The following is a 25,904-nucleotide window of genomic DNA, read 5'->3' as shown; positions in this document are numbered from 1 at the left end:
TTCCCGCATGTTTTTTAGCCCTTTTTCTCGCATATGCTTTTCAGCTTTTCCAGAGCACGAGGCCAAGCTTCATTGAAATAGCTCGCATCCGACTCTGGCGCGTCAACGTCTACTGTAACTGTTGTCAGGCCATCATGTTCCTCAAAGGTATAATTTTCAAATGCACCTGCCCAGGGATCTACTTTTGGACCGCTTGTAATTTCCTCATCGCCGTCTAAAATACCGTAGTGCCTTATCGAGATAAACTTATCGGGAATATGTTCGTGAATTTCCGCAATCATGCCTTGGCGCTTGCCGTTTTCAGCTGGCCCTAGAAAATATATTTTGTCGCCCTTATTCCAGCCGCCACTGTAGTCCGAGGAGGGATCAAAGGCTTCCGTCCATTGCCGGTAGGTATCGCGCTCGAGCATCGTTCTGAACACTTTGTTTGCCGAAGCATAGATGTCGATACTAAATGTTGACTTTTTCATAACGTTACTTTTTAGGGAATTTAGGATTCGCTTTTATTTCCGCGATTTGGTTTGTGTGGCGAGCACAATGTGCAGCTATGAAAAGTAGGTTTTGGTGGCCATTCACTGTCCCAGTAGGATATTCACTGATATGGTTCTTTAGATCCTCTTCATTTGCTTGCTTGATAAAAGCCAACACAGGTTTCCGAGCATTCGCGAGATCTCGTAACGCAGCTTTCGCATCAGTGTATTTGCCCGTGGGTTGCAATTCAGCAGGAGCTTTAAACTTCTGGCTGCGGTCGCCCAGCATTTGCTTCAAATTTTCATCATTGACTTTCACTTCAGCCTTACGTTCAGGTTGAGGCGCCTTTGCCAATTCTTTTTTTGCCATCTCAAAAAGCATGGTCTCCGACAAAACGATATGTTCTAAACATTCCCCAATAGACCATTGATCCGCTGAAGGTTTAAATGCAAGCTGCGCGGGACTAAGACCTTCTACTTGTGTTCTTAAATCTTTTGTCGTTTGTTCAAAATACTGGAGTAGCGAATCGATACTTCCTAAATCTGTCGCCGCCTCTGTTGGAGAATTATGTGGTAGGGCAGTTGTGGCCCGAGCTACCGTGCTAGCAGCGTTCATGCCTAGTAGCAGCAACAGGATCGTTGCCAAATACATGTTTCTAAATGTTTTCATTGTTATAAGTTTTATGTGTGAAATCGTATTATATACTTTTACAAACAGAAGCGTTTCCATGTTTCTGTTGATGAACACAATGTACGCACAATTTGGTTTGTTGCTACTTTGCATAGGGCAAGATTTCCATTCATTAGAAATTACAAGCAAAGATGAATCCGATGCTCCTGATGTGGGATTATCGTTAAAATATCATAATTTAGCTTTTATAAACCTATATAAATACGGGTGAATGCTATGGATGTACAATGTATATTATTGGTAGAAGATGAGAAAAATGTAGCCGAGGTTATTATCCAGGGTTTGGAAGAAGACGGCTACAAGGTGTTGCATGCCAGTAAATATGAAGATGCATTATATAAGTTGCAAAACAACAAAGTTAGCCTCGTCATTTTGGATGTCTTACTTCCCGAGATGAATGGACTGGAGATCTGTAGAAATTTTCGATTATTAGGTTATACCGATTTGCCTATATTGATGGTAACGGCTTTAGGAAGTCCAGAAAATGTAGTATTGGGCTTAGATAGTGGTGCTGATGATTACCTTTCAAAACCTTTTAAACTAATCGAGCTGAAGGCACGTGTACGCTCCTTGATAAGGAGGAAGCAAGAAATAACAAAGCAAGTCCAAGCCGCGGAAAAACGACTTTTTACATATAAATTTCTTGAAATTGACGATTATAAAAAAATCGCCTACGCCGAAGGACAAGACCTAAATTTAACGTCGACAGAATACCGTTTGCTGCTTCTTTTTATCCAAGCTCCGCAGAAAGTGTTTGAACGAAGCGAGCTGCTTGACAAGGTGTGGGGCATAAATTTCGATATCGGTTCGAATGTAGTTGATGTATACGTGAATTACCTCCGGAAGAAGATTGAAAAGGTAACACCGATAAAAACAATTCATACGGTTATTGGTATGGGCTATGTATTAAAAATAGAAAATTAAATGCGTAACTATAATAAGATTCTCTATGGACTCATCACTATATTGGTGATTTACACGGTATCTTTCGTAGTTTTTATTTTTTATTCGATAACAAATTTTGCCTTTTCTGATTTCTACAAACGTCTTGAATTACGCCGTAACTTAGCCGCTGAAAGAATTTTCAATGGTAAAGCCAATGGTATACAATGGTCCTTAAGCTATGTCGAAGAACTGGATAAGCAGAAGGAATTTATTGTCGAGTTTGACAAGGATCGACGTATTATCCACAGTAGTGGTTTTGATAAAGAATTGTGGAATAGAATTAACAAACGTGGAACGAGCAATTTTAAAATTGGTAATACGTTCTATGCAACGAAATATTATCTTCAGAAAGGAAGGCACTTTATCTTGGGCGTTTCGGCGGAGAATTATTTCTATACGCACCATTTAAATTACCTACGGAATCTACTCATCATTGCTGTGCTACTTGGTGTTCTGTTTGTCGTTGTAGTCTCCCTATTTGTAAAACGCTCTTTTATAAAGCCTATCAGCGAACTGATTGTTGAAGTAGAAAAGATAGGATCCGAAAATCTCTATTTGCGGTTGACAGTAGGGAACGAGAATGGTGTTTTGGGCAAGCTAGCGGGAACCTTCAATAAAATGCTGATGCGGATTGAGACATCATTCGAGACACAGAAAAATTTCGTTAGTAATGCTTCTCATGAGCTGAATACGCCCTTAACATCTATAATTGGTATAGCCGACCTGGCACTATCCAAGGAGCGTAGCATTGACGAGTACAAGCACTCCATACAAAAGATTGCAGATGCAGCTGAGAATTTGGAGAAGAAGACAAGCGCACTTTTGCTCTTGGCGCGCACAGGCTTTGAGAATAATAACCTAACATTTAAACCCGTTCGGATTGACCAAATCGTGATGGATGCGGAAATGACAGTCAAAGCGATTAATGAACATTTTCGCATAAAAACTGATTTTAGCATGTTGCCGGATGACAGTATGAAATTAAAAGTGAACGGCTCAGCGACGCTATTACAATTGGCCATTTCCAATATCGTTTCAAATGCTTGCAAATATTCCGCGAACAAAACGGCGTACGTCGCATTAGGGGCTTTCGACAATGGCGTGCTAATCCTGGTTAAGGATGAAGGAATTGGAATTCCTGAAGAGGAATTGACCTATATTTATGACCCTTATTTTCGAGCTTCTAATACCGCAAATTTCTCGGGCTATGGAATAGGTCTCCCTCTTGCGAGGAATATTGTAAAAATGCACAATGGACAGCTTTCCGTATCGTCTTCGCTAGGAAAAGGCACAACGGTTAGGGTGGAACTTCCTACTATAGACCCTCGACTAATGCGGAATGGGTAGATCTAGTAGTAACTAACCACAGCATAAAAAGTCATCTAGTAATCTCATTACAGACCATAGCATGCTGAACTGATTTTTAATCTCATTTTAATATCAGGGAATTTTCTAATCTCCTTTTAATGATTGGCGGCAAAGTCTAATGGAAAACTAATCTGGGTTTCATTTCATTGCTATGTGCCCAACGTAACTTTGAGAAAAAGTTATAGTATGGCAAATATAGCACGCGTTCTTGTCCCAACAGATTTTAGTGTAGATTCTTTGCGAATCGTTTTAGACTATTTGGAGACTACTCCTGATCAGAAGGTTGAGCTTGTTCTCGCTTGCGGATACGATATTGGCGACTCCATAACGAGTTTATTAGGTATAACAAAAGAAGATCACCTAATGAAGCTGGAAAATGAAGATTTTATCAAGGGCTGTGAAATGATAAAATCCCGTTTCAAGAGCCGTATTGTAGAAATGTATTCCGATCTATTGATCTCAAGAAACGGCCGTTATTTGCGCAATTACTTTAAAGGCAGTCGTGTGACGCACATCGTCGTGCCGGAAGGCTATACTTTTTCGCCTACAGAACGGGGCGTGTTTGATATTACGGAAATTTTAAAAAAGAATGTGGCTGAAGTTGGTCCAGAGCTTATCACTATCCTATTGCGCGAGCACATTGCGGAAGGCATAGACAGTATGGACAGCATATTCTTTAGAAAGGATTGGGGTGTGAGCTATGAGTAGGGACATATTAGCAAAAATGAACTACATATTTATCGCATTGCTGTTGATAGGTAGTAGTTTAGTGGTCATGTACCATGAAAATCCGGAACGCCTTATACAAGGTGAATGGGTTGAGAAAGAGTGGCGTTTGGAGAAAGATAACGGCTCTGCAGAACTGGCATCAAATTCGCAGTTGCAGGAAGGCCTTCGTCGCGAAATCCTGAGGGATTTTGAAGAACTACATTTGGGGGTGTGGAAGTTTGAGGAAAACAGACAACTACAATCGGCGGACAGCACGCAAAATAGTAAGATTGAATGGCTGATCAAAGGAAGAGGCCACGTATTGGAACTTCGAAAAGATGGCAAGCAAATTGAAAGTTTCCAAATCCAGCAGATTAGCGATGATAAGCTGGTTTTACACCTGAACTTCGATTTACAGGTAAAAGGTATTATTGAAATAGTATTAGAAAGGAAAGATCCATCAGATCAATATGCTAAGAAAATATAGTAATCATAGAACATTAAGTGATAACGTGAAACTCGGTGCATTAACCGCCTTCTCTGCAGGTATGGTTAACGTCGCTTCAGTAACCGTTTTTTTCGCTTTTACCTCAAATATTACCGGTTACTACGCGGTGTTCGCACAGGAATTAAGTAAGGGAAATTGGTATCAGGGCGCTGTCGTCCTATTATGGATTTTACTGTTCTTCCTGGGAAGTTTCCTGTCTAATTTTGTTATCGTACAGGGTAGGGGAAGATGGAGCCAATATATTTCACATGCGATTCCCGTGATTTTGGAGTTTATCAGTATCCTTTTTGTGGGGCTTTACCTCGACTTTTTTTATAGCAATTCCCTGCAAGAAACAGAATTTTTGGTCGCCGCATTGTTATTTGCTATGGGCTTGCAAAATGGATTGACAGCTAGTATTTCAAATTCTGTTGTTAAGACCACACACCTTACCGGCTTGACAACGGATCTGGCCATCTTGGTTTCGATGTTCAGCAAACGGCAGAACAGACAGAATAAAGCATTAGTAGATAAGTTTCATTTACTCTTAACCATTATGATCTCCTACGTAATTGGTGGTATTTTCGGAGGAATTGGATATTTATATTTGGCAAACGGAACATTTTACCTCACCTGCGGTATCTTAATGGTTATTGCGCTCTACGACTTCTATAAGTTGAAGCGTGTGAAACACCTATTTGATAGACGGCATAAGGAGGCTTGTCCCGCATAAAAAATTCCCGACGATCGGGCAGTCTGGAATTTGAAATTATTCAAAAAGGATACAACGGGGGGACTAATCGTTTACAGTTAATTCTCCGCGGATATCTTTTTCGATCCAATAGGCAACAGATTCCTGATCGGGAAGTTGCCCTTGCAAATACATGAACTTCGTTACGGCGGCTTCGAACGTCATATCATAACCGTTTAACACACCGATAGCTTTAAGGCCTTGGGAGGTTTCGTAACGTCCCAACTCGACCGAGCCAACCTTGCATTGGGAAATATCAAGAATATTTTTTCCTTTTTTTACAGCAGCCGAAAGCATCTCCAAAAACCATTCATCCGTCATCGTATTTCCCGAGCCAAAGGTCTCCATCACAATACTTCGTACATCTGCATTTAAAATCGACTGTATAAATGTCGGACTGATCCCTGGAAACAATTTCAAAACACCCACATGGTTATCAAGCGTGCTGTGCATAATAAACTCTTTATCCGTATTGTCCAGTAGCGCCTCACGATTATAATTTATATGGATGCCTGCTTCTGCTAGAACGGGATAGTTGGGCGAACGAAATGCTTCAAACTTTGCGGAGTTATATTTGAAAGATCGGTTGCCTCGAAAAAGCTTGTTATCGAAAAGAATACATACTTCCTGGATGATTGATTGGCCGTTTTCTTTCGCGGAGGCAATCTCCAAAGCGGTCATCATATTCTCGCGGGCGTCAGTACGAATTTCACCTATTGGAAGTTGGGATCCCGATAAGATAACCGGCTTTTGAAGACCTTCCAACATGAAGCTAAGTATCGATGCAGAGAACGACATCGTATCGGAGCCGTGCAAAATGACAAAGCCATCGTAGTGTTCGTAATTATCCCGGATGATTTGCGCCATCTCCACCCAAATAGACGGCTTCATATTGGATGAATCGATGATGGGGCTAAAGGAATGTATCGTTAGCTTATAATTAAGACGCGCCAAATCGGGTAAATTTCGCGCAATTAGCTCGAAATCGAAAGGAACGAATGTTCCCGTTTCCGGGTCTTTAACCATTCCGATGGTTCCACCTGTGTAAATAATAAATATATTTTGCATGGTTAATGCTTAAATTCCAAAAACTCGCTTTGAATTTGCTGTCGTGATGTCAGCAACATACGAAATGTCTACCTCTTTGATATCAGCGACCTTTTCAGCTACGTAGTGTAAATAGCTGCTTTCATTTTCTTTGCCGCGGAAAGGAACAGGAGCAAGATAGGGTGCATCTGTCTCCAGGACAATATGATTTAGATCAACTTCTTTCACAACGGCATCTAAGCCCGATTTTTTGAACGTGACTACACCGCCGATTCCTAAAAGAAAGCCTAAGTCTATAGCTCTTTTAGCTTGTTCAATATTTCCAGTAAAGCAGTGCAGGATGCCGAAAAGTTTATCATCTTTCAGCTCTTCCAACAATAGGAACAGCTCATCGAAAGCTTCTCGACAATGGATATCAATAGGTAGACCCATCGCTTTCGCCCAGCCTACCTGAATTCTGAAAGCTTCTTTCTGCCAATCTAAAGTACTTTTATCCCAATATAGATCCAGCCCAATTTCGCCAATCGCATACACCTTTGTTTCGGACAGAGCCTGCTCGATGATGGCTAACTCTTCTTTAAAGTTTTGCTTTACCGAACATGGATGAAGCCCAAGCATGGGAAAACAGTTTTCCGGATAGTTTTTTACAGTTTCTAATACGGCCGGTATGGAAGCGCTATCCACATTGGGGAGGAACAAGCGGTCTATTCCTTTGTCAAAGCAGCGAGACAGATGTTCGTCCAACGTTGAATCAGCAGCTTGGTAATAAATATGCGTGTGTGTGTCAGTAAGTGTATAGGATTCCGGAGACATATTTCTAATGATATCGCGCTAAATTTAGGCTTTTCATAGTATAAGACCTAACGGAACATAAAAAAACGCAAGACTTTTAAAGATCTTGCGTTTTCGTTATCGATTTGATAAGATTCTTATTTCTTTGTTGCGACAGAGTCTGTAGCAGCCGCAGGAGCTGCGTCCGTTTTCGGACCAGCAATGATATCTACCAACTCCACCTCAAACACCAATGGTGCATATGGAGGAATTGTACCACCACCACGCTCACCGTAGCCTAAGCTTGACGGTACCAGTAATGTTGCTTTGCTTCCCTTGTTTAACAATTGAAGACCTTCAGTCCATCCCTGAATTACCGGATCATGACCTACACGGAAACGGATAGGCTCATATTGCCGCATTGGGTTGAATGAATTTTCCTTTTTAGCTGTCTCGGCATTATTTGTGTCGAAAACTTTTCCGTTTACTAGCGTTCCAGTATAGTTTACCACTACCGTATCACCTACCATAGCTTTGTTTCCTTTACCTTCTTGAGAAACGATGTACTGTAAGCCGGTAGCTGTTTTCTTAGGCTCTAGCTTTTTATCAGCGATGTAACCCGCAAGTTTACCCTCTTCAGATTTTTTCAAACCTTCGATCTCGCCTTTAAAATAGGTGTCTATTTGTGCATAAAGGGCAGAGTCAGTCTGGGTTCCTTTTTTGAAATGCTTTCTAACCTTAACTGTAAAAGTTACAAATTTATCAGCAAACTCCGGTTTAGGCTGACCAGTTTTTGCGGCCATAGTGTCTATATTCAAACGGAAAATAGCGCTATCACCTTCGCCTAACATTTTAAACATGGAGTTGTAGTCACCTGCATATAAGCCAGGAATAGAGTCTGGTGCGATATTGACTATTTGAGGTAAACCAATGTCGTATGTACTTTGTAACAAGGAATCGTTCCGGTCGGATTTCACAATCAAATCTACAGACAACAAATCGCCAGCTTTTGCTTTTTCTGCGCCCTCATCCTTCACGATGTTATATTCAAGACCACCATCACCTTTTTTGAAGTTTTGGCAAGCTGCGGTCGCCAACAGGGTGACAGCTGCCGAAAGGAATAAAATTGATTTCTTCATTTTTCTGATCTAATCACTAAATTTATTTTGTTAATATTTCTTTATACTCTGGTAAAATGGACTTGAACTTGTTTACTACCTGACTCAATTCCTCACTGGAACTGCCCCCGGAAGCATTCAGGTGTCCGCCGCCATTAAAATACTTTTTACAAATTTCATTACATGGAATATCTCCAATTGAACGCAAAGATAATTTAATTAATTCGGTTCTGTCAATAAATAACGCGGCTAGTCGAATTCCCTTTACAGAAAGTGCATAATTTACCAAACCCTCTGTATCACCTGTTGTCACTTCAAACTTCTGAAGATCTTCTTTGCTCACAGAAAAAATAGCCGTGTTGTATGCTGGAATCACCTCTAAACAATTTAAAAGGCAATACCCTAAAAATTTCAGCCGATTTTCGGTAGAGCTATTATAGATTTGTTCATGTATTTCCCAGTTTCTAGCACCAGCATCGATAAGGGAAGCGATAATATGATGCACCGAAGACGTCGTGGAGCGAAAGCGGAAGGAACCGGTGTCGGTCATGATGCCCGCATAAAGGCAGGTCGCAATTTCTGCTGTTATTGCTTCCTTGTCATCGTAAACCTCATTAATGAACGTGTAAATAAGTTGCGCTGTAGCCGCCGCATTTGAATCCCAGTAACTTAATGTGGAAAAATCTTCCGGATCTAAATGATGATCGATCATCCATTTTTCACCCGGTGCATTTACAATCAGCGGTTCCAAGATATTCGTTCGGCTTAAAGCGCTGTAATCTAAACAGAATATGATAGCCGCTTCTGCAAGTAAACGAGCCGCCTGTTCAGGCGCATTAGGATATATGATAACATCTTCGCGCCCCGGCAACCAGTCAAGAAAAGTAGGGAAATCAGAAGACAAAACGACTTCAACGCTGTGCCCTTTGCTTTTTAACCAATGATATAGACCTAAGGATGAGCCTAATGCATCACCATCTGGTTTGTGGTGCGTAGTTATAACAATTTTCTTAGGTTCAGCAAGTAATTGTAAATGTCTTTGTCCTTTCAGCATAAATATTCTAAGATTGCAAACCTACTATAATTTTGTTGGTTCAGGAAATTTTTTGAAAACAAGTCTTCCTGGCAACGATGGGATGTAAGGAAATATAATCCATATGTCGATCTACTGTTTAATTTTTAAATGCATATAGTTTTTTGTCCCGTCGCACGCATAAAAGGTAGGTTCCACTATTATAATCGATTTTTCCAAAGTAAAATTGTGGAACAGCTTCTATCGGAAAACCATCCACAACGTTACCTTTTTCATCAAAAAGATAAAGCAATGTGTTTTCTCGTGACGAGATGCCGATCAGATCGCCATAGGTCGTGTTCTTGAAAATCTGCGGCCTATCGTTCACCGATTGCGTAAATGTATACTCGAAGATCGGATTGCCATCACGCAATTGCGTTACAAAGAGTTTCTTTTCATCAATCGCGATTAATCTGTTAACCGCTTGCGATCGTTCACCATCAAAGCTAATCAATGCACGATCTCCCCACGTGCCTATTTGCTGTTTGATAGGATTCTGATTGAAATTAACAGTAACCAATGTCGCTGTCGTGTCTAGTGCAACAATAGCGCCTGATTTATTTTCTGCTTCAACAACTGCAATCGGGCTTCGGAATAAGCTGCCACTGATCGTTTCTTCAGCAACTACATTGCCTTTTGCATCCACCCGATAGAAGTTCCCATTATCCGTGCCTATGTAAACAAAATTGTTCCGCACCTTCACATCAAACAAAATTTTTCCTCCTAGCGTTAGTTCGTCCCAGTTACCTACTTTTTTCCCATCCAGTGCATGCACCAGCAGTTTTTTCCCAGCGGGTATCAAAATAAGTTTTTGACCGTCCAATTCCGCTACGGTCGGGGTGTAGGTCGGTTCTGCTGATAACTGCAACGAAAATCCCGGCAGCCCATCACCATTGGTATCGAAGCGATAAAGCTGATTTCTATCCGTTACCAACACGATCGACCGATCTGCCAGCTGCTGAGCCTCGCCAACCACCCTGCCGTGAAAGACTGCCGACCAAAGTTTTTTTCCTGTCGGATGTATTCCATGAATGGTATGATCTTGCTCTTGTATAAGGATAAATTGGCTTGTATCGGAATGCTCAAAGACCCAAGGAGCTGTTATCGGCCTGTTCTCAAAGGCATAAGTCCAATCTGGCGTTGCTCCAAGCGCATTTTTACTCTTATAAATGGCGTAAATGCTAGACAAAAAGTCTCCATTGTTACCCGATATTTGGGCGGACCAAGAATAGAAATCTTGATAGCCAAAATCATCCTCGTTCTTGTAATTAGTATTAAAGGCAGGTTTAAGGATGTTGTTAAGTATTGCAGCTGATGTTCGTGTACGTTGGAAATAGGTAATATTCGCCTCGTTTCCTTGTATTTTTTCGAAATTTTTGAATCCGATCGTATTTATTAAGAGGTTTTCCCTGCGCCAATCCTGTCTCAGATTTTGGAGCAGGCTTTGACTGTTCGCTAAGGCAATAGTATTGCCGATACGTACAAAGTAGGGGCGGATGAAAGATTTTAACGGATCGCCGAATAGAGCGTAGGGTATATTAGATTGATCAAATCGAAAGATGGAGTCGCCCGTCTCTGAAGCAATTTTACGTATGTTTTTGCTTAATTCACTGGAATCGCTCAAGGCAATAAATCCGATCATCGTTTGATTGCTCTGCTCTAAAAGAGCAAACTCATTTCCAAAGATCGGGCGGATGTCCTCATCCAAAGAGATCCCCTTACTGCGCGCTAGCTCATTGAAAGATGCCGACAGTTTCTCCCACTCTCCGCGTTTCTGAAACATAGTTTGTAAATCTGTGTTGAATCGAGTCGGATGGCTAATAGCAAAAGAAAGGTACGAGGCCGTGTTTTCTGGGAAATAGTTGAAAAGACGCTGCGTGGTTTTGTTTTGATGACTAAATGTCTCTAGGTAATTCGTTAAGTCTTTGTTCGTCTCGCTTTCACCGCTTAAGATTAAGGCGTCATTTTTAAAATTAAGATTCCAGGCCGATTGTCCACCAAGGTTGCCAAATAGTTCTAAAAAGCTTCCGGGTTTCTTGCGTAAAAGCTTGTTGGAAAGACCATCGATTTGCTCATGAACAAAATACACGCTTAAAGGTGAGTTTCGACTATTGTTTTCCACGAAATAGTCGATCTCTCTTTTATTTAGTTTGGGCTGTTTGTTATCGATGACTTTATAAATAAGGCTATCAGAATAGCTTGCGAAAAAAATGTTTTTATGGTACACCACATGGAAAATACTATCCTTCACACCCTTGTCGAAATGATAAATGCGTGCACCCAAACTGTCTTTCTCCGAAATTTTAAAGGTTTTGGCCGTTTCCTTAATCAATGCTGCTAGACTCTCGGGCGCAATTGTTTCTGCCGTAGGGACGGTGAACAGTGAAACAATCTTTTCTTTTTCTGGATGGAATGAGACATATACATCAGCATCATTGACATAAGGTTGAAGCACCGTATTACGCAACAGTTTGTCTTTCCAAACTTTCCATTGACCCAGTTCGGCTTTTCCTACCAATGCTTCAAAGATTTCGAAATCTTTAAAGATGTTGTCTGTCGTTGCATCGTTGTGAAACGTAGTGATGAGAAATGTTTCCTTAGGAAGAAAAGTTAGGGGTCTAAGCACTTCCTTCTTTTCACCGTTTAAATCTGAAAAATAATATATAGAAGCGCCAATAACGGCGACGAATAAAACAATTGTAAGGATGATGGTATTTCTCATTGCGCACAAAATCTATAACAGGCTCAAAAATAAAAAAATAAAAAATAAAGGAGATATAAAATAGGCGAATACCTGCGCTGCGCAAATCCCAACGCAGAACAAAACCGAAAAAATTGAAAGGCAATGTGCATTTAATTTTATACATTTATACGCGCAACAAAACATACATAACAGAACTTTATCTCCTTTATGAATAAACAAATTATATTAGTGGCCTCTTTTTTTGGGCTTATAGCTGTTATATTAGGAGCTTTTGGAGCACATGGATTGGATGGTAAAATTAGTGATTATCATTTGGAGACTTGGAAGACGGCAAACCAATATCACTTTTATCATACCCTGGCTTTGCTCTTTTTATCTACGTTTTCAAGAGCTAAAAATGCGTCTATCCGGATATCCTTTATAGCATTTGTTTTAGGTGTTTTTTTGTTTTCAGGATCCTTGTACCTGATGAGCATTCGGTCTTTGATTGGAGTGGAAGGCCTTTCTATGTTAGGTCCAATTACGCCAATTGGAGGGCTTTGCTTTATGGTGGGCTGGATAGGCCTTTTTGTCGCAGCATTGCGAAATAGACACTAAATTTACAGTATTCATATACAGGAAGCCTTCATCGATTAAAAAGTGAAGGCTTCTTTTTTTACATTTGTCTTATGTCTGATGCATCGTTATTTCATCGCGAGCGGGAAACGCTATTTGTAGAAGTTATTTTGCCGTTGTATATCGCCAAAACTTATACCTATCGGGTGCCCGCGGAATGGAATGAGCAAATTGCCATTGGAAAGCGTGTTATTGTCCAGTTTGGCCGAAATAAGATTTATGCTGCCGTAGTGTACCGTATCGGTAACGAAGCGCCTCTAAACTACGAAGCCAAGTACATTATTAATGTGATCGATGAGCAACCTGTTGTGGATAACCAGCAGTTGGCATTATGGGAGTGGATGTCGGCATACTATATGTGCTTCCTTGGCGAGGTGTTGCAAGCGGCGTTGCCTGCGGCATTGAAAATGGCGAGCGAGACTAAAATTATTGCGGCAGAAAATGATGGCCTCGATCGCACATTGCTATCAGATAAGGGGTATATGGTGATGGAAGCGCTTGATGTAGCTGGCGAATTGACCGTAAATGATATTGTAAAACTCTTAGGGCAAAAGACGGTATTCCCACTTTTGAAGACGCTATTTGATCAAGGTTTTATTCTGATTTCAGAAGAAATAAAAGACCGATTTAAACCTAAGCTGAAAGCCATTCTACAGCTAGGCGCCGAGTTTTCCGGAGGTGAAGAACTGCGTGCCCTGTTGGATTCGCTGAACAAAGCGCCAAAACAGCAAGACGCGGTACTTGCTTTCATGCAGCTTCGAAAAACTAATCCAGAAATTACACGGAAGGATATTATGGAAGCAACGGGGGTTAGTGCAGGCATTGTCACAGCCCTCATTGAAAAGGGTGTTTTCGAGGTGAAGCAAAAGGTCGTTTCTAGGTTAGCAGGAGAAGATGTAGAAATAACGAAGTATTTTGAACTTAATGTCAAGCAGCAGGAAGCGCTCGCCCAAATCAATACATTTTTCCAAGAAAAAGACGTTGTCCTGCTCCATGGAGTTACAGCGTCGGGTAAAACGCAGCTCTACATCAGGTTGATCGAAGCCGCCATCGAGGCAGGTAAAAATGCACTATATCTGCTTCCCGAAATAGCCTTAACTGCCCAGATTACCGCGCGTCTAAAACTGCATTTCGGCGATAAACTCGGTGTTTATCATTCGAAGTTCAATGACAACGAGCGTGCAGAGGTGTGGCATAAGGTATTAAAAGGTGAATATAAAGTTGTAGTTGGCGCGCGGTCATCTGTTTTTTTACCATTTCAGGATCTAGGCTTGATCGTAATCGATGAGGAGCATGAAAGCTCGTACAAGCAATATGAGCCAGCTCCTCGCTATCACGCCCGAGATACCGCTATTTATCTCGGTCATCTGCATGGGGCAAAGGTATTGCTGGGCTCGGCCACGCCTTCTATTGAAAGTTATTACAATGCGAAAGCGGGTAAATATGGTTTGGTTGAGCTAAAAGAACGTTTTGGGGAATCAAAATTACCACAAATAGAGGTTGTAAATGTTACGGAAGAAGGCCGTAAAGGACAGATGTTTTCCTATTTCAGCGGGGTCTTGTTGCAGGGTATCACCGATGCGCTAGAGCGGAAAGAACAAGTTATTCTATTTCAAAATAGGCGGGGACATACGCCATTTGTCCAGTGTAATACCTGCGGATGGGTAGCTAAGTGTGTAAATTGTGATGTGAGTCTTACGTACCACAAGTCAAGCAATCATTTGCACTGTCATTATTGTGGTCACATGGAGCCCCCGGTTCAGGTTTGTCCGGCTTGCGGAATGGCGCATATTGAAAGCAAGGGTTTCGGTACGGAACGGGTAGAGGAAGAGCTGGAATTGTTGGTCCCTCAAGCACGAATAGGCCGCTTGGATCTAGACTCCACAAAAGGCAAATATGGATTTGATAAAATTATCACCTCTTTTGATGAGCATGAGTTCGATATCCTGATCGGGACACAAATGGTGGCTAAAGGGCTCGACTTCGGGCGCGTAAGCCTTATTGGTATTGTCAATGCCGATGCCATGATTAACTTTCCCGATTTCAGAGCTTATGAGCGCGCCTTTTCACTATTCTCGCAAGTTGCAGGGCGTGCTGGACGCCGCGAAAATGAAGGCAAAGTAATTGTGCAAACCTACACGCCAAATCATCGGGTAATAGAGCAAGTAATCCAACACGATTATGAAGGCATGTTTTTAACGGAAGCTAAAGAGCGCAAAAATTATCAATATCCGCCATTCTTCAGGTTGATAAAGATAGATGTGCGGCATACCGATATGCAACAAGCTCATGATGCGGCGGTGCGCTTAGGTGGTTTGTTGCGTGTGAATTTGGGAGCGAGAGTGCTCGGTCCCGAGCCTCCATTAATATCGCGGGTACGCAATCATTTTATCCAGACTATCACGCTAAAAATTGAGAGAAATAACGTAAGTATAGTCAAGGTAAAAGAGCTTGTACAGCAGGCTATCCTGCAATTTGAGATTGATAAAACAAATAAAGGTGTACGGCTTTCCATTGATGTAGATCCGTATTAATTCTTTTTTTTCTGCTGTTCCCGCCATTGCTGGGAAAAAGACTTTTGTGGTAAACTTGGAAGTTCACGATGTTTGCCCCAGAACTTTTTGAAGAAGCTTCGCAAGAAAAAGTTTTTGGTCTTACCACCAAAGAAGTCCAGAAGACGCCTGCGTTCCATCAGGTAAGCGAATCCCTTCCAGAGTCTACTTTCTGTTTGTGGAACAAGATGCCGTTCTATAGCGTCTTTACGGTTTAATAATAACATCTTATCAAGTTTTATATTGACAGGGCATACCTGGTCGGGTTTGCCAGACAGCGGCGATGCGAAGCTGAGGTGGTTAAAATCTTTTTTATTGTATATATATGGAGCTACAAGGGCGCCAATTGGACCTTGGTAAACGCTTTTATAGGTATGTCCACCTATTTGTTGGTAAACGGGGCACACATGTGAGCACGCACCACATTGAATGCAATAAAGTCCTTGCCTCTGTTCTTTTTCTGCCAATAAATCTGTTCGCCCATTGTCTAATAGGATGACATACATCTCTTCTGGACCATCTGTTTCGTGGGCCTGGCGAGGCCCACTGAGAATGCTGTTGTACACAGCTGATGGCCGGCCGAAGGCATGGGACGATAGGAGTGGCCAAAATAGCCCAAGGTCAAGTATACTGGGTATAACCGCGTCAATACCCGCTACCGCAATGTGAACTTTAGAGAAAGAAGTTATTAATCTTGTATTTCCTTCATTCTCCGTGATCGCGATGCTCCCCGTGTCTGCCAATAAAAAGTCGGCCCCGGTAACGCCGACCTCGGCATGCAGGTATTTCGAACGCATAAGGTCACGCACGGTTGTCGCTAACTGTTCGGCCGGAGCGTCTATAGGCGTGCCAAATTTCTCGTGAAACAATTTACTGATCACCTCAAACTCTAAATGCAGTGTGCGCTTCACGGTATGGTACGGCTTTTCTTGAAGCAATTCCAAAACGAATGCCCCAAAATCGGTCTCCGTGACATCGATATCGTTTTTTTGAAGATAGTCAAACAGTCCGATTTCTTCGCATACCAGGGAGGTTGCCTTTAACACCGATTTAGCTTCATGCTGTTGGGTGATGCGCAGAATCTCTTGACGTGCTTCTTCGGCATCATTGGCCCAGACGATCTTTCCTCCGCGACGCGTAAAATTAGCCTCAAAATCTAGCAAATACCGATCGAGATTTTCAAGCGTCTTCCATTTAATCAGATGTGTCTTTTTCTTAGAATTTTGAAGGTCTACAAACTTGGTTGTGCCTTTCTTCAGTGTAGCAAGATATTTTTCCGTGCTGGCGCGCATGAGCGCATGATGGCTCTGATCAAATGATTTAACTGCACTCTCTTGTTTGAATTTCTCTGCAAATTCTTGCGCCATAGGATAAAAAACTAGTGTAGAAACAATCGTCACGGAGTGGATATAACTTAATTACACCGCTTCCTTCTATTGAAAATAAAAAATGATGTCAACGTCGATGATGGTCCGCTTGTGCGTGTCGCACAAACAAAGTGCCAATAATAAAAATAAGCAACCGTGTAGGACGTCGTCTTCTTGAATTTGAAGGTTTTTTTCGATTTAGCTTTCCATTGCGAAGAGTCAAATTCAACCGCACGATGTTGGTTGTTTACCTTTTCGTGAAGTTGAATTTGACCTTTAGTTTCAATGGCTAGTATGCAATGCTTAGGATAGCTGTACGCCTATGCTGAGCTCGTCTAACTGGCTTTTCGCGATTGCTGATGGTGCATCAATCATCACATCACGGCCCGAGTTGTTCTTAGGAAAGGCGATATAGTCACGGATGGTTTCTTGCCCACCAAGTATAGCTGTTAACCGATCTAAACCAAAAGCTAAGCCACCGTGCGGTGGTGCCCCATATTGAAAGGCATTCATCAAAAAGCCAAATTGTTCCTGCGCTTCTTCAGCAGTGAAACCTAAATGCTTAAACATAAGTGCTTGCGTTTCTTTGTCATGGATACGGATGGAACCTCCGCCAATTTCATTTCCATTCAAAACCAAGTCATAAGCATTGGCTCGAACCTTTCCAGGCTCGCTGTCCAACAAATGAATATCTTCTTGCTTTGGAGAAGTAAATGGGTGGTGCATCGCATGGTATCGCGCTGCGTCCTCATCCCACTCTAGTAATGGGAAATCAATAACCCATAATGGTGCGAACTCATGCGGTTTACGCAGACCTAAGCGGTTACCAAGCTCCATGCGCAAAGCACTAAGCTGTGTGCGCGTTTTGTAAGCTGGACCAGAAAGAATAAGGATAAGATTCCCAGGCTGTGCGCCAGTTGCTTTAGCCCAGTTTGCCAAATCTTCCTGATCATAAAATTTATCGACAGACGACTTAAAGGTGCCATCAGGCTCACATTTGCAATAAACCATGCCACTCGCTCCGATCTGCGGACGCTTCACCCAATCGATCAATTCATCGATTTGTTTTCGGGTATACCCTGCCGCTTGTGGAACAGCAATTCCTACTACCAGTTCGGCGCTATTAAAGACCCCGAAATCCTTGTGTTGCGCGACAGCGTTTAGTTCGCCAAACTCCATTCCAAAGCGTATGTCTGGCTTGTCATTTCCATAGCGTCGCATAGCCTCATCAAAAGTCATCCTTGGAAATTTCTCCACCTCAAGCTGATGTATAGTTTTTAGCAAATGCCGCGTTAAACCTTCGAACACATCCAAAATGTCTTCTTGCTCGATAAAGGACATCTCACAGTCGATTTGGGTGAATTCAGGTTGGCGATCAGCTCGTAGATCTTCATCGCGGAAGCATTTCACGATCTGGAAATAACGATCCATACCAGCTACCATCAGCAACTGCTTAAATGTTTGTGGCGACTGTGGTAGAGCATAAAACTGACCAGGATTCATCCGAGATGGAACAATAAAATCACGGGCTCCTTCTGGCGTAGATTTGATGAGATAAGGAGTCTCTACTTCACAAAAATCTAAGTTTGATAAGTAATTGCGAACCTCTTGTGTCACTTTGTGACGAAACAGCAAACTATTCTTTACTGGATTACGGCGTATATCAAGGTAGCGGTATTTCATACGGATATCCTCACCGCCATCGGTATCATCTTCAATGGTGAATGGAGGAACTTCCGAACTGTTCAACACCTTGAGCTCCTTCACAAGTACTTCTATGTCGCCAGTAGGCATATTGTTGTTTTTTGATTCCCGTTCGATAACGGTGCCCGATACCTGGATAACAAATTCCCGACCCAATGCCCTTGCCTGTTGCATAACGGCAGCATCAGTGCGTGACTCGTCAAATATCAATTGTGTGATGCCGTAACGATCTCGTAAGTCAACCCATACCATAAAACCTTTGTCGCGGGATTTTTGAACCCAACCTGCTAGTATGACATCCTTGTTTGTATCGGCTATGCGTAACTCGCCGCAGCTGTGACTTCTATACATTACTTACTGATAATTTTAATATTAATTGAAGTTGATGATTCGACATACCTTTTATTTTATAACGTGTGACGCTCCATCAGATTTTAGCAAAAATATTGGATTTTGCCGACAATAACGAACATTTGTCCGTCTAAAGCATTTCGCCCAATTCGTGAACGCTATCCGTGATATACTGCAGATTGTCGGACAGACCTCCACTTTTTCCCACAATGGGCCCGCTTATTGTTTCTTCTTCCACTTTCTCCCACCAGCAAATATTTTTATAGCAAATTCTAATTGATGGTCGCCATAATTCAGCTAGAGAGTGGGTAGGGGTGTTATCGCTAAAGCGCTACTTATTGAAAAATATTTTCCAAAGTTACCGTTGTGTAAGGTACTGAAAACTAGCGTTTGATGTTTTAAATTTATTGCTTTTCAATATTTGGGATACCTAGATTTTCTATGTGGAAAACTTTTTTGTGTGGTATAGTGGGGGAAAGTGGGAGAAAGTGTATACTTTTACATTTAAAATTTGATTAGGGTCATAGACAATGAACTATTTAATTGGAGAATACGAATGCAAGCTGGACACCAAAGGAAGAATGGTGGTGCCTGCCGCGCTCAAAAGGCAACTGCCTGATGTTGAGCGAGAGGGGCTTGTTGTGAATCGTGGCTTCGAAAAAAATTTGGTCATCTATACCCGCACAGAATGGAATAAAATATTGAAGCAACTGTCTCGTTTAAACCAGTTTCAAACGAAGAATCGTGAGTTTGTCCGCAAGTTTATGAGCGGTGCGACTGAGTTGACGTTAGATTCGGCGGGTCGGGTTTTATTGCCCAAAAGTTTGTTGGAATATGCGGAGGTGGGAGCTGATTTAGTCTTGGCTTGTAACTTGGAAAAGATAGAAGTGTGGTCTAAAGCGAAATACGAAGAGCAAATGGGTGCATTGTCTGAGGAGGATTTCTCCGGTTTGGCTGAACAAGTGATGGGCGGTTTTGATTTGGAAGGAGGTTTGGATGACTAATCCTTCGGTTTACCACGTGCCAGTGATGTTGCAGGAATGTATCGATGCGTTGGCTATTCAGCCTGATGGTGTGTATGTCGATGTTACGTTTGGTGGCGGAGGGCACTCCCGTGAGATATTGAAACACTTGGGGCCGAATGGTCGTTTGATCGCTTTTGATCAAGATCCCGATGCTGTTAAGAATGCAATAGATGACCCTCGTTTCACGTTGGTTCACCAGAATTTCAAGTTCTTAAAAAATAATTTGCGCCTTTTAGGATTAAAGGAGGCTGATGGCATTTTAGGTGATTTGGGCGTTTCGTCGCATCAGTTTGATTCTGCCGATCGGGGCTTTTCGATTCGCTTTGAAGCTGATCTTGATATGCGAATGGATCAGGTTGCTGATTTAGATGCGAAGCGTGTGCTGAATACATACGCTGAAGAAGATTTACATCGCATATTCGGGATGTACGGTGAGATTCAAAACGCCCGATCATTGGCTAAAACAATTGTAACGGCTCGCTTGACGGGGGAAATTGCCACAGTTGGTGGCCTGAAAGACGTGATAAAGCGATTGGTGCCGAAAGGTAAAGAGCATAAGTATCATGCGCAGGTTTTTCAGGCTTTGCGGATAGAGGTCAATCAAGAGTTGGAAGCGTTGCAGTCATTTTTAGAGCAAACAGTTTCTGTGCTGAAGCCGACGGGACGCTTGGTGATTATGTCTTACCATTCGTTGGAGGATCGATTAGTCAAAAACTTTATGCAGAAGGGGAAGTTTCGTGGTGAGGTGGAAAAGGATTTTTTTGGAAATGAAATAAAGCCATTTAAGGCGGTTAGCCGGAAAGCGATTACGGCAAGCGCCGATGAGTTGGCCATAAATAATAGGTCGCGCAGTGCGAAACTGCGCGTTGCAGAGCGGAATCTTAATTCAGGGTAGTATGTCGAGAAACACGATAAAAGACAATGAATTAAGCGAGGAAGTTCAGGAGAAAATGAACGAATCCGTTGAGAAAAAAGTAGAGGAAACGCAAAATTTTCTTCGATCCATTTTTTCAACAAACAAGCTTTCCAGTTATCTGGTTGCTAAAAACTTGCCATTCGCTGCTTTTATAGCCTTACTGGGTTTAGTGTATATATCCAATCGGCATTTGGCAGAACGAACGGTGAGATCTATTGACCGATTAGGACGTGACGTGAAAGAGCTGAGCTGGGATTATAAGTCCTTATCTGCGGAATTAATGAAGTTAACAACGCAGACCGAAATTGCAAAACGTGCAGACACCCTGGGTTTAAGGGAGCGCACAGAGCCGCCTATAAAATTAGAGGTGGTAAAAGAACAGTAATAACACGTTAACACGTAGTCATATGAATATTAGGAAATCGATACTTATTCGGGTATACCTGGCGTTCGGGCTGATGGTGTTTGGTGCGTTATTGGTTTTTGGGAAGCTATTGCATTTGCAGTATGTGGACGGTGGAGATTGGCGCGCAATGGCGGATAGCTTGACAATTAGAGAGCGATCAATAGAAGCGGCTCGAGGAAATATTTATTCGAATGATGGGAACTTATTAGCAACCTCTGTTCCTGAGTACGAGCTACGTTTTGATGCGATGTCTATCCCGGCGGAAGCGAATGATGTGTTTAATTCGAAGGTAGATTCTTTAGCAACACGTTTGGCTACTCATTTTGCCGATAAGTCTGCCCGTCAATATTTGGCGATGTTAAAGAATGCCCGTGCAAAAAAAGCACGTTATGTTTTGCTAAAGCGCAATGTCTCTCATCAGGATTTGAAAGTTGTAAAGACGTTTCCGTTGTTTCATACTTTCAAAGAGGGGAAAAAGCGTTACTCAACAAGTTTGGTTACGGTGAGGGAGAACAAAAGGATTTTGCCATTTACCAATCTTGCAGCAAGAACAATAGGGTACAAAAATACGAAAGGTGATACCGTGCTAGTCGGATTAGAAGGTGCATATGGCCGGTATATCGACGGAAAAAGTGGCTCGCAGCTTATGCAGCGCATTGCTGGCGGTGTGTGGGTGCCAGTCAACAGGCAGGTGGAAGTTGCGCCCGTAGACGGGTCTGATATTATCTCTACACTGGATGTAAATATGCAAGATATGGCACAGCGGGCGTTGGAAAAGCAGCTTATTGCGAGTGATGCAGACAATGGTTGTGTGATATTGATGGAAGTGCAAACCGGTGAGGTTCGTGCTATCGCCAATTTTACACGGGATAGTGAGGGTGTCTTTAGAGAAAAATATAATTACGCAATTGCACAGGGTGCGGATCCTGGCTCTACATTCAAATTGGCTAGCTACCTTGCTTTATTAGATGATGGCTTGGTAGATACATCGACACGCGTGGATATAGGCAATGGTAGTTATAAAGTACCATCCCACACGATCAAAGATTCACATGCGCCGAAAAAATCGGTGTTAACGGTGAAGGAAGCATTCGAAGAATCTTCGAACGTTGGGGTTGCTAAGCTGGTAAACACCCATTATGGCGAACATCCTGCGCGTTATACAGCGAAATTACACCATTTCGGTTTAGGTCAGCCATTAGGCTTGCAGATTCCGGGAGAAGTTAAGCCTTGGGTTAAAACCCCCGATAGTCGTACATGGAGTAAACTATCATTAGTGCAGATGGCTTACGGTTATGAGTTGCGGCTGACACCTTTGCAGATGTTGGCTTTTTACAATGCTGTAGCCAATGACGGGCAAATGGTAGCCCCGCTTTTTGTGAAAGAAATTCGTCATCTTGGAAATACAGTAGAGCGCTTTCAAGCACGCGTAGTTAGCAAGCAAATCGCTTCCAAGGCGGCGATAGAAAAAGTACAAGCGATGTTGGAAGGAGTGATGACGGAGGGAACGGGTAAGAAAATAAGTTCGCCCCTCTACAGTTCTGCTGGGAAAACAGGTACAGCGCAAATGAATGATGGTGCACGTGGCTACGGAGCAAGACGATATCAGTCATCTTTTGCCGGATATTTTCCGGCAGATAATCCGAAATATTCCATGATTGTGGTCATCCGCAATCCGCGTAAAGGCTATTATGGCGGTGCCATTGCAGGTCCTGTATTTAAGGAATTGGCGGATATGGTTTACGCGAATGACTTGACGCTACACGGGACGTTTGCTTCTCGGAAAGTTAACACTTCTGGTGGTAAAACACCATTAACATTGGCAGGTTCCAAAGAAGCTTCCAATACGGTTTACGAAGCGTTAGGTTTTCATCCGTCAAGCTGGACAGCACTTGCGCAACCTACGGACACCTCGTCGAAGGGTGTGCCATTTGTCGAGGTTCAGATAAAAGAAGGTATAGTGCCCAATGTATTGGGAATGGGGCTTTCTGATGCCGTGTTTACTATGGAAAATGCGGGTTTCAAAACGAAAGTATCGGGCAGGGGCAAGGTGATAACGCAGTCGTTGACTGCAGGGTTAAAATTAAAGGTAGGTACGCCAATTATATTGGCACTGAATTAATAACTATGAAGCTGAAAGAATTGTTACATGCTATTCCCGTAAAGCAGCTCGAAGGATCGCTTGATGTTGATGTGCTATCGATATGTTTTGACTCTAGGAGGGTCGAAGAAAGCACGTTATTCGTTGCTGTTCGCGGTGTACATACGGACGGGCATTTGTTTGTAGCAACGGCTGCCGAGCACGGTGCGTCCGTTATCGTGTTGGAGGAGCTACCAGATGAACTAAGCAGTGAAGTTACCTACATTTTGGTTGATGATACCTCTTACGTGCTTGGTCTGTTGGCGACTAACTTCTATGGCGATCCGTCCAAAGAGCTAAAATTAGTCGGTGTTACAGGTACGAATGGGAAGACTACGATTGCAACCTTGCTTTTTAATCTTTTTGAGAACTTAGGATACCACGTAGGTTTAATTTCTACGGTGGAAAATAAAATTGGCGAACGCATTATTCCATCAACGCATACAACGCCTGACCCTATCGCATTGAATGCGCTTTTGCGTGATATGGTGGACGATGGTTGTGATTATTGTTTTATGGAGGTGAGTTCCCACGCGGTGGTTCAGCAGCGTATTGCAGGTCTTCGTTTTGCGGGCGGGATATTTACAAATATCAGTCATGATCACCTCGATTTCCACGGAACCTTTGACAATTACATTAAAGCAAAAAAGAAATTCTTCGATGATTTGGATCGATATGCTTTCGCTTTAACGAACGCTGATGACAGGAATGGTGCAGTAATGTTGCAAAATACCTTCGCACATAAGAAGACTTATGGTTTAAAAAGTATGTGTGATTTCAAAGCGAAAGTAGTGGAAAGTCATTTCGACGGCATGCTGTTGACTATTGATGGGCATGATGTGTGGGTAAAATTGGTAGGAGGCTTCAATGCATACAATCTGCTCGCCGTGTATGGTGCGGCGATTCTGCTTGAGCAGGAAACGGTAAAAGTGTTGACGGCGATGAGCGAGATACAAGGTGCAGAGGGACGTTTTGAAGTGGTGCGCTCACGAAATGAAATTACAGGGATCGTGGATTATGCGCATACACCGGACGCGGTGGAAAATGTATTGAGCACTATCCGCGAGTTGCGCGCCGGCAATCAACAGATCATTACAGTATTGGGTTGTGGAGGTGATCGGGATAAGACCAAGCGTCCAGAAATGGCGGCGGTTGCGGTACGGATGAGCGATCGCGTTATTATCACATCTGATAACCCGCGTACGGAAGATCCGCTGCAGATCATTCGGGAGATGGAAGCAGGGGTAGATGCGAAAGACAAAAAGAATGTATTTACGATCGCCGAGCGGCAAGAAGCGATACGTGCAGCATGCCACTTAGCGCAGGCTGGTGATATCGTTCTTGTTGCAGGAAAGGGACATGAGAAATACCAAGAAATAAATGGTGTGCGCCATCATTTTGATGATAAAGAAATATTAGAACAAACGTTTAACGAGCAATAATAGAGAGCAATGTTATATTATTTATTTACCTGGCTACAAGAACATGTGCACATTCCCGGAGCGGGTTTGTTCCAGTATATATCGTTCCGTACAGCCATGGCTGTTATTGTTTCGTTGATCATCACCACCGTGTATGGCGGGCGCCTTATTCGCGCCCTGCACAATCGTCAGGTTGGTGAAACTGTTCGCGATTTGGGGCTGGAAGGAGAAAAGCAAAAAGCGGGTACGCCGACTATGGGTGGGCTAATTATTATCGCGGGCATCCTAATTCCTACCCTGTTATTCGCTAAGCTTGAAAATATTTATATAGTTATTATGATTGTAACCACGATTTGGATGGGATCTATCGGTTTCCTGGATGACTACATAAAGGTATTTAAGAAGAACAAAGAAGGGCTAGCAGGCCGGTTCAAGGTCATTGGTCAAGTTGGTTTAGGAACGCTTATCGCTATCGTGATGTATTTTCATCCGGATATTGTTTCTCGTCAGGAAGTAACGAATCCAACCTCTACCAAGGCGGTACAAATCATGACAGATACACAGACTGGAGAACGTTATTACGCGGAAAACGTAAAGTCTACCAAGACCAATATTCCATTCTATAAAAATAATGAGTTTGATTATGCGCGTGTGTTAAGCGTGTTTGGATTAAACGGCAATCTGGTGACATTCATTGTGTTCCTCGTCGTGGTGGTATTTATTGTAACCGCGGTGTCTAATGGTGCGAACATAACCGATGGCATTGATGGTTTGGCTACGGGAACCTCAGCGATTATTGGCATTACCTTGGCTATTCTCGCCTACGTGTCTGGTAACGTCATCTTTTCAGATTACTTAAACATCATGTACATCCCAGAGTCGGGTGAGCTTGTGATTTTCGCAGGGGCATTTGTAGGTGCGTGTACAGGTTTTCTTTGGTACAATGCATTTCCAGCGCAAGTGTTTATGGGCGACACGGGAAGTCTAGCCATCGGAGGTATTATTGCAGCATTTGCCATCCTTATTCGTAAAGAGCTTTTGATTCCTGTACTATGTGGGGTTTTCTTGTTGGAAAATATGTCTGTCATCATGCAGGTTTCCTATTTCAAATACACCAAGAAAAAATATGGCGAGGGTCGACGCATCTTTTTAATGTCGCCACTGCACCATCATTATCAGAAAAAAGGATACCACGAATCTAAAATTGTCATGCGCTTTTTTATCGTATCGATCATTTTGGCAATTATCACCATAGTAACATTAAAAACGAGGTAA

At 42.5% G+C, this 25,904-nt stretch carries 22 protein-coding genes; 13 read left to right on the top strand and 9 right to left on the bottom strand.

The features are described 5' to 3' along the window. Nucleotides 1–14: 14 nt before the first annotated feature. Both DI53_RS03250 and DI53_RS03245 read right to left on the bottom strand, forming a co-directional pair. A complete protein-coding gene (locus DI53_RS03250; protein WP_037495275.1) occupies nucleotides 15–470 on the bottom strand; it encodes an SRPBCC family protein in 456 nt (151 codons plus the stop codon). A gap of 4 nt (nucleotides 471–474) precedes the next feature. Next, nucleotides 475–1,140, bottom strand: a complete 666-nt coding sequence (locus DI53_RS03245) for a DinB family protein (protein WP_157836746.1) — start codon at nucleotides 1,138–1,140, stop codon at nucleotides 475–477. A gap of 237 nt (nucleotides 1,141–1,377) precedes the next feature. Between DI53_RS03245 and DI53_RS03240 the strand changes: the two genes are divergently transcribed. The 5 genes from DI53_RS03240 to DI53_RS03220 all read left to right on the top strand — a co-directional run bounded on the left by DI53_RS03240 (nucleotide 1,378) and on the right by DI53_RS03220 (nucleotide 5,402). Further along, on the top strand, nucleotides 1,378–2,085 hold the full coding sequence (locus DI53_RS03240; RefSeq protein WP_037495273.1) for a response regulator transcription factor: 708 nt from the start codon (nucleotides 1,378–1,380) through the stop codon (nucleotides 2,083–2,085). Beyond that, nucleotides 2,086–3,453 carry a HAMP domain-containing sensor histidine kinase gene (locus DI53_RS03235; protein WP_037495270.1) on the top strand — a complete coding sequence of 456 codons (1,368 nt, stop codon included), beginning with the start codon at nucleotides 2,086–2,088 and terminating at the stop codon, nucleotides 3,451–3,453. Nucleotides 3,454–3,660: 207 nt separating this feature from the next. Further along, complete coding sequence (locus DI53_RS03230) at nucleotides 3,661–4,182, top strand: hypothetical protein (protein ID WP_037495266.1); 522 nt, start codon at nucleotides 3,661–3,663, stop codon at nucleotides 4,180–4,182. 16 nt (nucleotides 4,183–4,198) lie between these two features. Continuing rightward, on the top strand, nucleotides 4,199–4,669 hold the full coding sequence (locus DI53_RS03225; RefSeq protein ID WP_131555159.1) for a hypothetical protein: 471 nt from the start codon (nucleotides 4,199–4,201) through the stop codon (nucleotides 4,667–4,669). After that, nucleotides 4,653–5,402 (top strand): YoaK family protein, encoded by a 750-nt coding sequence (locus DI53_RS03220; RefSeq protein ID WP_037495261.1) that lies wholly within the window; start codon nucleotides 4,653–4,655, stop codon nucleotides 5,400–5,402. The genes DI53_RS03225 and DI53_RS03220 overlap by 17 nt, the downstream gene beginning before the upstream one ends. 63 nt (nucleotides 5,403–5,465) lie before the next feature. On the opposite strand, the gene DI53_RS03215 is transcribed toward DI53_RS03220, so the two are convergent. The 5 genes from DI53_RS03215 to DI53_RS03195 all read right to left on the bottom strand — a co-directional run bounded on the left by DI53_RS03215 (nucleotide 5,466) and on the right by DI53_RS03195 (nucleotide 12,150). Continuing rightward, nucleotides 5,466–6,488 (bottom strand): asparaginase, encoded by a 1,023-nt coding sequence (locus tag DI53_RS03215; RefSeq protein WP_037495259.1) that lies wholly within the window; start codon nucleotides 6,486–6,488, stop codon nucleotides 5,466–5,468. Nucleotides 6,489–6,497: 9 nt separating this feature from the next. Next, nucleotides 6,498–7,280: a TatD family hydrolase gene (locus DI53_RS03210; protein WP_037495257.1), complete on the bottom strand. Its 783-nt coding sequence runs from the start codon at nucleotides 7,278–7,280 to the stop codon at nucleotides 6,498–6,500. 116 nt (nucleotides 7,281–7,396) lie between these two features. Further along, on the bottom strand, nucleotides 7,397–8,377 hold the full coding sequence (locus DI53_RS03205) for an FKBP-type peptidyl-prolyl cis-trans isomerase (protein WP_037495255.1): 981 nt from the start codon (nucleotides 8,375–8,377) through the stop codon (nucleotides 7,397–7,399). A gap of 22 nt (nucleotides 8,378–8,399) precedes the next feature. Then, nucleotides 8,400–9,410, bottom strand: coding sequence for a DHH family phosphoesterase (locus DI53_RS03200; protein ID WP_037495254.1), 1,011 nt, complete (start codon nucleotides 9,408–9,410; stop codon nucleotides 8,400–8,402). A 118-nt stretch (nucleotides 9,411–9,528) separates the two neighbouring features. Next, nucleotides 9,529–12,150, bottom strand: coding sequence for a PQQ-binding-like beta-propeller repeat protein (locus tag DI53_RS03195; protein ID WP_037495252.1), 2,622 nt, complete (start codon nucleotides 12,148–12,150; stop codon nucleotides 9,529–9,531). Between the two features lie 189 nt (nucleotides 12,151–12,339). Between DI53_RS03195 and DI53_RS03190 the strand changes: the two genes are divergently transcribed. Together DI53_RS03190 and priA are read left to right on the top strand one after the other, a co-directional pair. After that, nucleotides 12,340–12,729: a DUF423 domain-containing protein gene (locus tag DI53_RS03190; RefSeq protein WP_037495250.1), complete on the top strand. Its 390-nt coding sequence runs from the start codon at nucleotides 12,340–12,342 to the stop codon at nucleotides 12,727–12,729. A 71-nt stretch (nucleotides 12,730–12,800) separates the two neighbouring features. After that, the gene (gene priA, locus DI53_RS03185; RefSeq protein WP_037495248.1) at nucleotides 12,801–15,281 is read left to right on the top strand and encodes a replication restart helicase PriA; all 2,481 of its coding nucleotides are present in this window, start codon (nucleotides 12,801–12,803) and stop codon (nucleotides 15,279–15,281) included. On the opposite strand, the gene DI53_RS03180 is transcribed toward priA, so the two are convergent. Further along, the gene (locus DI53_RS03180) at nucleotides 15,278–16,666 is read right to left on the bottom strand and encodes an LUD domain-containing protein (RefSeq protein ID WP_037495246.1); all 1,389 of its coding nucleotides are present in this window, start codon (nucleotides 16,664–16,666) and stop codon (nucleotides 15,278–15,280) included. The genes priA and DI53_RS03180 overlap by 4 nt on opposite strands. A gap of 303 nt (nucleotides 16,667–16,969) precedes the next feature. After that, nucleotides 16,970–18,721, bottom strand: a complete 1,752-nt coding sequence (aspS, locus tag DI53_RS03175; RefSeq protein ID WP_037495245.1) for an aspartate--tRNA ligase — start codon at nucleotides 18,719–18,721, stop codon at nucleotides 16,970–16,972. 530 nt (nucleotides 18,722–19,251) lie between these two features. Here aspS and mraZ point away from each other — a divergent pair. The 6 genes from mraZ to mraY are packed head-to-tail and all read left to right on the top strand — an operon-like array spanning nucleotide 19,252 to nucleotide 25,904. Next, nucleotides 19,252–19,725 carry a division/cell wall cluster transcriptional repressor MraZ gene (mraZ, locus tag DI53_RS03170; protein ID WP_037495243.1) on the top strand — a complete coding sequence of 158 codons (474 nt, stop codon included), beginning with the start codon at nucleotides 19,252–19,254 and terminating at the stop codon, nucleotides 19,723–19,725. After that, a complete protein-coding gene (rsmH, locus tag DI53_RS03165) occupies nucleotides 19,718–20,641 on the top strand; it encodes a 16S rRNA (cytosine(1402)-N(4))-methyltransferase RsmH (RefSeq protein ID WP_037495242.1) in 924 nt (307 codons plus the stop codon). Before mraZ ends, rsmH begins: the two co-directional genes overlap by 8 nt. Nucleotide 20,642: 1 nt before the next feature. After that, nucleotides 20,643–21,047 carry an FtsL-like putative cell division protein gene (locus DI53_RS03160; protein WP_037495240.1) on the top strand — a complete coding sequence of 135 codons (405 nt, stop codon included), beginning with the start codon at nucleotides 20,643–20,645 and terminating at the stop codon, nucleotides 21,045–21,047. Between the two features lie 22 nt (nucleotides 21,048–21,069). Continuing rightward, nucleotides 21,070–23,190 carry a penicillin-binding protein gene (locus DI53_RS03155; protein WP_037495239.1) on the top strand — a complete coding sequence of 707 codons (2,121 nt, stop codon included), beginning with the start codon at nucleotides 21,070–21,072 and terminating at the stop codon, nucleotides 23,188–23,190. Between the two features lie 5 nt (nucleotides 23,191–23,195). Beyond that, complete coding sequence (locus DI53_RS03150) at nucleotides 23,196–24,650, top strand: UDP-N-acetylmuramoyl-L-alanyl-D-glutamate--2,6-diaminopimelate ligase (protein WP_037495237.1); 1,455 nt, start codon at nucleotides 23,196–23,198, stop codon at nucleotides 24,648–24,650. Between the two features lie 9 nt (nucleotides 24,651–24,659). Then, nucleotides 24,660–25,904, top strand: a complete 1,245-nt coding sequence (gene mraY / locus DI53_RS03145) for a phospho-N-acetylmuramoyl-pentapeptide-transferase (protein WP_037495235.1) — start codon at nucleotides 24,660–24,662, stop codon at nucleotides 25,902–25,904.

This window comes from Sphingobacterium deserti (assembly GCF_000757725.1).
GTDB lineage: Bacteria > Bacteroidota > Bacteroidia > Sphingobacteriales > Sphingobacteriaceae > Sphingobacterium > Sphingobacterium deserti.
This window is presented reverse-complemented; position numbering and strand designations above follow the sequence as displayed.

What these genes read in the sequence shown, in the direction of transcription:
- DI53_RS03250 (WP_037495275.1), bottom strand. Translation starts at nt 470, where the DNA reads ATGAAAAAGTCAACATTTAGTATCGACATCTATGCTTCGGCAAACAAA.
- DI53_RS03245 (WP_157836746.1), bottom strand. Translation starts at nt 1,140, where the DNA reads ATGAAAACATTTAGAAACATGTATTTGGCAACGATCCTGTTGCTGCTA.
- DI53_RS03240 (WP_037495273.1), top strand. Translation starts at nt 1,378, where the DNA reads ATGGATGTACAATGTATATTATTGGTAGAAGATGAGAAAAATGTAGCC.
- DI53_RS03235 (WP_037495270.1), top strand. Translation starts at nt 2,086, where the DNA reads ATGCGTAACTATAATAAGATTCTCTATGGACTCATCACTATATTGGTG.
- DI53_RS03230 (WP_037495266.1), top strand. Translation starts at nt 3,661, where the DNA reads ATGGCAAATATAGCACGCGTTCTTGTCCCAACAGATTTTAGTGTAGAT.
- DI53_RS03225 (WP_131555159.1), top strand. Translation starts at nt 4,199, where the DNA reads ATGAACTACATATTTATCGCATTGCTGTTGATAGGTAGTAGTTTAGTG.
- DI53_RS03220 (WP_037495261.1), top strand. Translation starts at nt 4,653, where the DNA reads ATGCTAAGAAAATATAGTAATCATAGAACATTAAGTGATAACGTGAAA.
- DI53_RS03215 (WP_037495259.1), bottom strand. Translation starts at nt 6,488, where the DNA reads ATGCAAAATATATTTATTATTTACACAGGTGGAACCATCGGAATGGTT.
- DI53_RS03210 (WP_037495257.1), bottom strand. Translation starts at nt 7,280, where the DNA reads ATGTCTCCGGAATCCTATACACTTACTGACACACACACGCATATTTAT.
- DI53_RS03205 (WP_037495255.1), bottom strand. Translation starts at nt 8,377, where the DNA reads ATGAAGAAATCAATTTTATTCCTTTCGGCAGCTGTCACCCTGTTGGCG.
- DI53_RS03200 (WP_037495254.1), bottom strand. Translation starts at nt 9,410, where the DNA reads ATGCTGAAAGGACAAAGACATTTACAATTACTTGCTGAACCTAAGAAA.
- DI53_RS03195 (WP_037495252.1), bottom strand. Translation starts at nt 12,150, where the DNA reads ATGAGAAATACCATCATCCTTACAATTGTTTTATTCGTCGCCGTTATT.
- DI53_RS03190 (WP_037495250.1), top strand. Translation starts at nt 12,340, where the DNA reads ATGAATAAACAAATTATATTAGTGGCCTCTTTTTTTGGGCTTATAGCT.
- priA (WP_037495248.1), top strand. Translation starts at nt 12,801, where the DNA reads ATGTCTGATGCATCGTTATTTCATCGCGAGCGGGAAACGCTATTTGTA.
- DI53_RS03180 (WP_037495246.1), bottom strand. Translation starts at nt 16,666, where the DNA reads ATGGCGCAAGAATTTGCAGAGAAATTCAAACAAGAGAGTGCAGTTAAA.
- aspS (WP_037495245.1), bottom strand. Translation starts at nt 18,721, where the DNA reads ATGTATAGAAGTCACAGCTGCGGCGAGTTACGCATAGCCGATACAAAC.
- mraZ (WP_037495243.1), top strand. Translation starts at nt 19,252, where the DNA reads ATGAACTATTTAATTGGAGAATACGAATGCAAGCTGGACACCAAAGGA.
- rsmH (WP_037495242.1), top strand. Translation starts at nt 19,718, where the DNA reads ATGACTAATCCTTCGGTTTACCACGTGCCAGTGATGTTGCAGGAATGT.
- DI53_RS03160 (WP_037495240.1), top strand. Translation starts at nt 20,643, where the DNA reads ATGTCGAGAAACACGATAAAAGACAATGAATTAAGCGAGGAAGTTCAG.
- DI53_RS03155 (WP_037495239.1), top strand. Translation starts at nt 21,070, where the DNA reads ATGAATATTAGGAAATCGATACTTATTCGGGTATACCTGGCGTTCGGG.
- DI53_RS03150 (WP_037495237.1), top strand. Translation starts at nt 23,196, where the DNA reads ATGAAGCTGAAAGAATTGTTACATGCTATTCCCGTAAAGCAGCTCGAA.
- mraY (WP_037495235.1), top strand. Translation starts at nt 24,660, where the DNA reads ATGTTATATTATTTATTTACCTGGCTACAAGAACATGTGCACATTCCC.